This is a genomic window from Neisseria sp. P0008.S004 (assembly GCF_051962755.1).
GTDB classification, from domain to species: Bacteria; Pseudomonadota; Gammaproteobacteria; order Burkholderiales; family Neisseriaceae; genus Neisseria; species Neisseria subflava_A.
Genome location: NZ_JBQCUZ010000001.1, coordinates 257,815 through 264,065, shown reverse-complemented (window position 1 = coordinate 264,065; position 6,251 = coordinate 257,815). Strand labels below are relative to the sequence as shown.

At 50.1% G+C, this 6,251-nt stretch carries 4 protein-coding genes and 2 pseudogenes; 2 read left to right on the top strand and 4 right to left on the bottom strand.

The features are described 5' to 3' along the window. Positions 1-923, bottom strand: a pseudogene (locus tag ACTHSW_RS01305) (hypothetical protein); the annotation flags it as partial. A gap of 309 nt (positions 924-1,232) precedes the next feature. Between ACTHSW_RS01305 and ACTHSW_RS01300 the strand changes: the two are divergent. Together ACTHSW_RS01300 and ACTHSW_RS01295 are read left to right on the top strand one after the other, a co-directional pair. Further along, entirely contained in the window at positions 1,233-2,240 is a 1,008-nt protein-coding gene (locus ACTHSW_RS01300) for an IS5 family transposase (protein WP_440373744.1), read from the top strand. 141 nt (positions 2,241-2,381) lie between these two features. Further along, positions 2,382-2,561: pseudogene (locus ACTHSW_RS01295) on the top strand (DapH/DapD/GlmU-related protein); the annotation flags it as partial. 81 nt (positions 2,562-2,642) lie between these two features. Here ACTHSW_RS01295 and cysS read toward each other — a convergent pair. From cysS to obgE, 3 genes are read right to left on the bottom strand one after another with little or no spacing between them, the layout of a single operon-like run. After that, the gene (gene cysS, locus ACTHSW_RS01290) at positions 2,643-4,064 is read right to left on the bottom strand and encodes a cysteine--tRNA ligase (RefSeq protein WP_070460229.1); all 1,422 of its coding nucleotides are present in this window, start codon (positions 4,062-4,064) and stop codon (positions 2,643-2,645) included. A 10-nt stretch (positions 4,065-4,074) separates the two neighbouring features. Next, positions 4,075-4,944 carry an EcsC family protein gene (locus tag ACTHSW_RS01285; RefSeq protein ID WP_070460231.1) on the bottom strand — a complete coding sequence of 290 codons (870 nt, stop codon included), beginning with the start codon at positions 4,942-4,944 and terminating at the stop codon, positions 4,075-4,077. A gap of 60 nt (positions 4,945-5,004) precedes the next feature. Next, positions 5,005-6,159, bottom strand: coding sequence for a GTPase ObgE (gene obgE, locus ACTHSW_RS01280; RefSeq protein ID WP_070460233.1), 1,155 nt, complete (start codon positions 6,157-6,159; stop codon positions 5,005-5,007). Positions 6,160-6,251: the final 92 nt, after the last annotated feature.

Sequence of the window (6,251 nt, the reverse complement as noted above, 5' to 3'; positions counted from 1 at the left end):
CCCATGTCGGCAGTGTATTTTGCCAATTCTTCGAAGTCAGCTTTATCGGCTTTAGTTTCGATTGCTGCTGTGTTGGCATCAATATCTTTACGGTTGGCTTCCAAAGCCTCAGTTGCTTTCAGACCTGCTTGTGCCAAGTCAACGATGTCTTTATCGTGACGAGTGATAGCTGCGCTAGTCGCGTCGCTCAGGGCAGTTACTTCATCACCGATGTCGTTAACTTTTTTACCCATGTCGGCAGTGTATTTTGCCAATTCTTCGAAGTCAGCTTTATCGGCTTTAGTTTCGATTGCTGCTGTGTTGGCATCAATATCTTTACGGTTGGCTTCCAAAGCCTCAGTTGCTTTCAGACCTGCTTGTGCCAAGTCAACGATGTCTTTATCCAAGCTGGCAATCGCATTATTGAAGCCTTCGTTAGCTTCTTTTTGCTCTTCCAATGCTGCTTTATTAGCATTTACATCTGCGCTGATGGCGTTAACAACTTCTGCAGTTTTTACCAATGCTTCGCTGTTGTCGTTGACGGTTTCAGTCAAGTCACCCAATGCCTCATCGTGTGCAGCTACAACTTCTTTCAAACCCAATCCGCCAAAGCCGTCAGCTTCAACATCTGCTTGTGTAGCTTCACGGACGGTTTTGCTGCCATCTTCATTAGTAGCGACGAAGTTGCTGCCGGCAGCAAAGCCATTAACTGCCTGCTCCAGCTCCATAGTTTTCAACAACAGGGCTGAACTCTCCTTGTCAAAAGTGAATTTCCCAGTATCTTGATCGAATTTGGTGTTTTCACCAAAAACGGTCTGAAATGCCATAGCATTTTGTGCCTTTTCGGGAATTGAACCCAGATCTCTTTCAGCCGCGCCCGCTGCGCTGCTTACCACAGCTGCCGCAATAGCCAAACTCAATGCTTTAACGTTGAATTTTTTCATGTTTTTTACCTTTTTGTGGTGGGTGTAGGGACGTTATTCAAGATTCTCTTTCCCCGTAAACTGAAAAAGGGACACCGCATGGTCTTAACGGTGATAGTCACTTGAAGAAAGTTGCACCCTCCATTGTAAAAAAATGAAATTTAAATGCAAGTATTCTGTATAGATTTTTCACATATCATGAAAATATGTTGTACATATACATCATTCGGATAAGATGCAAGGAGCACAAAAAATAACGCAAATAGAGACCTTTGCAAAATCCCCCCAAAAATCCCCTAAATTCCCACCAAGACATTTAGGGGATTTCTCATGAGCACCTTCTTCAGGCAAACCGCACAAGTCATGATCGCCAAGCACATCGACCGCCTCCCATTGCTAAAGTTAGATCAAGTGATTGATTGGCAACCGATCGAACAGTACCTGAACCGTCAAAGAACCCGTTACCTCCGAGACCACCGCGGCCGTCCCGCCTATCCCCTGTTGTCCATGTTCAAAGCCGTCCTGCTCGGACAATGGCACAGCCTCTCCGATCCCGAACTCGAACACAGCCTCATCACCCGCATCGACTTCAACCTGTTTTGCCGTTTTGACGAACTAAGCATCCCCGATTACAGCACCTTATGCCGCTACCGCAATTGGCTGGCGCAAGATAATACCCTGTCCGAATTGCTGGAACTGATTAACCGCCAACTGACTGAAAAAGGCTTAAAAGTAGAGAAAGCATCCGCCGCCGTCGTTGACGCCACCATTATTCAGACTGCTGGCAGCAAACAGCGCCAGTCCATAGAAGTCGACGAGGAAGGACAAGTCAGCGGCCAAACCACACCGAGTAAAGACAGCGATGCCCGTTGGATAAAGAAAAACGGCCTCTACAAACTCGGTTATAAACAACATACCCGTACCGATGCGGAAGGCTATATCGAAAAACTGCACCTTACCCCCGCCAATGCCCATGAATGCAAACACCTGTTGCCTTTGCTGGAAGGACTGTCCAAAGGTACGACCGTCTATGCCGACAAAGGCTATGACAGTGAGGAAAACCGGCAACATCTGGAAGAGTATCGGCTACAGGACGGCATTATGCGCAAAGCCCACCGCAAACATCCGCTGTCGGAAGCGCAAACCAAACGCAACCGACATTTGTCGAAGACCCGTTATGTGGTCGAACAAAGCTTCGGTACGCTGCACCGTAAATTCCGCTATGCCCAGGCAGCCTATTTTGGTCTGCTCAAAGTGAGTGCGCAAAGCCATCTGAAGGCGATGTGTTTGAACCTGTTGAAAGCGGCTAACAGGCTAAGTGTGCCTGTTGTCGCCTAAAAGGCGGCCGGATGCCTGATTATCAGGTATTCAAGGAGGATTAAGAGGGTATTTGAGTAGAGTCAGCGGATATTTGAAACAAAAACAGCCGAAAACCTGTGTTTGGATTTCGGCTGTTGGGGAAGGGCTTTTTTGCAAAGGTCTCCGATTGTGATTGAGGATGATGTTTGGATCGGACGGCGCGCGATTATTATGGGCGGTGTCCGAGTAGGCAAAGGAGCGGTTATCGGCGCAGGGGCTGTGGTAACTAAAGATGTGCCGCCGTATTGCGTCGCTGCTGGGAATCCTGCGGTCATCAAGAAGAACCTGTTAGAAGATTAAGTACACACATCACGGTTTTCAACCAGATATAAAAAGGTCGTCTGAAAATGTTTTCAGACGACCTTTTTATATCAAATCAAATTAGCCGCGGCGCCAAGTTGTACCGCCGGCGTTGTCTTCCAGAATGATTTTGTGTTTGTTCAGAAGGTCGCGGATACGGTCGGATTCCGCCCAGTTTTTATCCGCGCGCGCTTGTTTGCGGCGGGCGATCAAATCGTCGATTTCCTCGTTGGACAGGCCGTCTGAAACCGCGCCGCCTTGCAGAAACTCAATCGGATCACGTTGCAGCAGGCCGATGATGCCACCCAAAGCTTTCAGGCAGCCGGCGAGGTGCGCATCATTGGTTTTGTTCACTTCTCCTGCCAGCTCAAACAACACGGCAACCGCTTCGACCGTACCGAAATCGTCGTTCATGGAGGCGTAGAAGCGGCGGGTGTAGTCGTTGGCGTTTTCAGATAAATCAAACTCAGCCGCAGGAGTGTTTTTCAACGTGGTGTACAGACGGGTCAGTGCGCCTTTTGCGTCGTCCAAATGCGCGTCGGAGTAGTTCAACGGGCTGCGGTAGTGGGCGCGCAGGATGAAGAAACGCACGACTTCAGGGTCGTATTGTTTCAACACTTCGCGGATGGTGAAGAAGTTGCCCAACGATTTGGACATTTTTTCGCCATCCACGCGGATAAAGCCATTGTGCAGCCAGTATTTGACGTGGCTGGCGATGCTTTGACCGTGATGGGTTTGCGCGTGGTCGTGGCCACAGGTATGACCGCTGGCACCGACGCTTTGGGCGATTTCATTTTCATGGTGCGGGAACTGCAAGTCCGCGCCGCCGCCGTGAATATCGAAAGTATCGCCGAACAGGTTTTCACTCATGGCAGAGCATTCAATATGCCAACCCGGACGGCCGTTACCCCAAGGGCTTTCCCATGCAGGTTCGCCTGCTTTGGCCGCTTTCCACAATACAAAATCAAGCGGATCGCGTTTGAAACCGTCCACTTCTACACGCTCGCCTGCACGCAGGTCGTCCAACGATTTGCCCGACAATTGTCCGTAAGCGGAAAACTCGCGCACGGCGTAGTAAACGTCGCCGTTTGCGGCAGGATATGCCTTGCCGTTTTGAATCAGGGTTTCAATCATGGCAATCATTTGCGGAATGTTTTCCGTCGCCTTCGGCTCAATATCTGGACGCAATACGCCCAAAGCATCGGCATCTTCGTGCATAGCCTGAATGAAACGCGCGGTCAGTTCGCCGATGGTTTCGCCGTTTTCAGCCGCGCGGGCGATGATTTTGTCGTCGATGTCGGTGATATTGCGCACATAAGTGAGCGGATAACCGCACTCGCGCAGCCAGCGGGCAATCATGTCGAACACAACCATCACGCGGGCATGACCTAAATGGCAGTAGTCGTAAACAGTCATACCGCAAACGTACATACGCACGTTTTTAGGGTCGATGGGGGCGAAGGGTTCTTTTTGGCGGGTGAGGGTGTTGTAGATGGTTAGCATATTCAATAGGTTATTGTGATGATAATATATTTTGATGACGAATCAGATTAAACTGCTGGCGGACATGGCTTTCGCCATATTTGCTTTCTAAGCGTTTGACAATAAAATGTCCGCGAGCGATGTCTTGATAAAAATCAGTAAACATGACGTTTAGGGTTGCACCTGCAACTGCACCGATGCCAGGAACTAATTGCGCTGCCACTTTTTCGGTAAGCGGAACGCCCAAACGTGTGGCAACAGCCTGAATGATTTGAGCTAATGCTTTGCCGATAGCCGAAGTGTCAATCACTTTGGCAGTTGTACCCTGTGTCAAAACAAGTAGTTCTTTTGAGGTTACGTTCATGATTTGGCTCAATGCGATACGGCTGGCATAATAACCGCTTTCAGCGCTGTCATCATCTTTGTCTTCATTGACGGTAAAACCGAAGACGGCAATACATTCCAATTTGGTTTGGTAATCGTTGATGTTGAAACCTTCACTGCGTGCTACGTCCAAAATGGAACGCATCATAATGGCGGTGGAAATTGGCAACTCGGCTGCCAAAGCAGTGAAGCCGAAAAAACCACCAACCGCACCCGTTACGCCTGCCATTAATTTATGAGTTTTAGTAGAGGCTTCAGTTTTCTCACTATTCATAGTGGATGCACTGGCATCGAATACTTTATGCAATGCTGTCTGAATAATTTGATTAACTTTGTCTGCCGCACCTTTGGGTAGCTTGTCTAATAGGTACTCCACAGGCGAACCGACTATTGCCGTCATTTTGGCAGTTAATGACGGACTGGTCAGCAGGGCAACGGCTTGTTTCAATTCGTCAAAATCCTGTTGCACCATAGGTGTGTCGTTTGAAGAAGAAACAAATATATTTTCTGGATTCATCAAATTTTCCTTTGTTTTTATTTTTGGGTGGGATTTCACGCAGAAATGCCACCTGAAACTTTATTCAGCCTGTAAAACGTTAGTATTCGTTTTTGGCTGATTTGCCACAATTTCGGCTTTTGCCGCTGCCTGCTCCGCTTCGGCTTTTTCGGCTTCGATGCGTTTTTTCTCGGTTAGGTATTGGTTGATTTGGTGTACCAACTCCTGTGTACCTTGGTGGGTCAGAGCACTGATTTGGAAGAGGCGCGGGGTTTCCATGTCGAATTGGAAGCGGTCGTCTGGTTTGGGGTAATCCCAGCCGATGGCTTCGAGGAAGGAGGCGGTGCGTGCTTGGGCTTCTTCTTCGTCGAGCATGTCGAGTTTGTTCAGCACCAGCCAGCGCGGTTTGCCGTAGAGTTCTTCGTCGTATTTGCGTAATTCGTTGATGATGGCGAGGGCTTCTTCTGCTGGGTTGACGGCTTCGTCGAAGGGGGCCAAATCGACGACGTGCAACAGCAGGCCGGTGCGCGATAAGTGTTTGAGGAAACGGTGGCCTAGGCCTGCGCCTTCTGCCGCGCCTTCAATCAGGCCGGGGATGTCGGCCATGACGAAGCTGTGGTTTTCGTCGATGCGCACGACGCCTAAATTCGGATGCAGGGTGGTGAAGGGGTAGTTGGCGATTTTTGGACGTGCGGCGGATACGGCGGTAATCAGGGTGGATTTGCCGGCGTTGGGCATGCCTAACAAGCCGACGTCGGCGAGGACTTTAAGCTCGAGTTGCAGGGAACGGGTTTCGCCTTCTTCGCCGGGAGTGGATTGTTTGGGCGCGCGGTTGACGGAGGATTTGAAGTGGATGTTGCCCAAGCCGCCTTTGCCGCCTTTGGCAAGGCAGACGCGCTGGCCGTGGTAAGTCAGGTCGGCGACGATTTCGTCTGTATCGAGGTCGCGGATGAGGGTGCCGACGGGCATTTTGAGGACGATGTCGTCCGCACCTGCGCCGTAGCGGTCAGAGCCGTGGCCTTTTTCGCCGTTTTTGGCTTGGTAGCGTTTGACGAAGCGGTATTCGACGAGGGTGTTGGTGTTTTCGTCGGCTTCTGCCCAAACGCTGCCGCCTTTGCCGCCGTCGCCGCCGTCAGGGCCGCCGCGGGGTACGAATTTTTCGCGGCGGAAACTGGTTGCGCCATTACCGCCTTTGCCTGCGGCGACTTCGATTTTTGCTTCGTCGATGAATTTCATGGTGTTCTCTTATGGGTATTCGGTTGTTTCAGACGACCTTTGTTGATAGAGGAGCTTGGTGTCTGAACGGATAAAATGTTGCTTATTATAAA

Excerpts from the sequence above, each read along its gene's own strand:
- cysS (WP_070460229.1), bottom strand. The coding sequence starts at position 4,064 with ATGCTAACCATCTACAACACCCTCACCCGCCAAAAAGAACCCTTCGCC.
- obgE (WP_070460233.1), bottom strand. The coding sequence starts at position 6,159 with ATGAAATTCATCGACGAAGCAAAAATCGAAGTCGCCGCAGGCAAAGGC.
- ACTHSW_RS01300 (WP_440373744.1), top strand. The coding sequence starts at position 1,233 with ATGAGCACCTTCTTCAGGCAAACCGCACAAGTCATGATCGCCAAGCAC.
- ACTHSW_RS01285 (WP_070460231.1), bottom strand. The coding sequence starts at position 4,944 with ATGAATCCAGAAAATATATTTGTTTCTTCTTCAAACGACACACCTATG.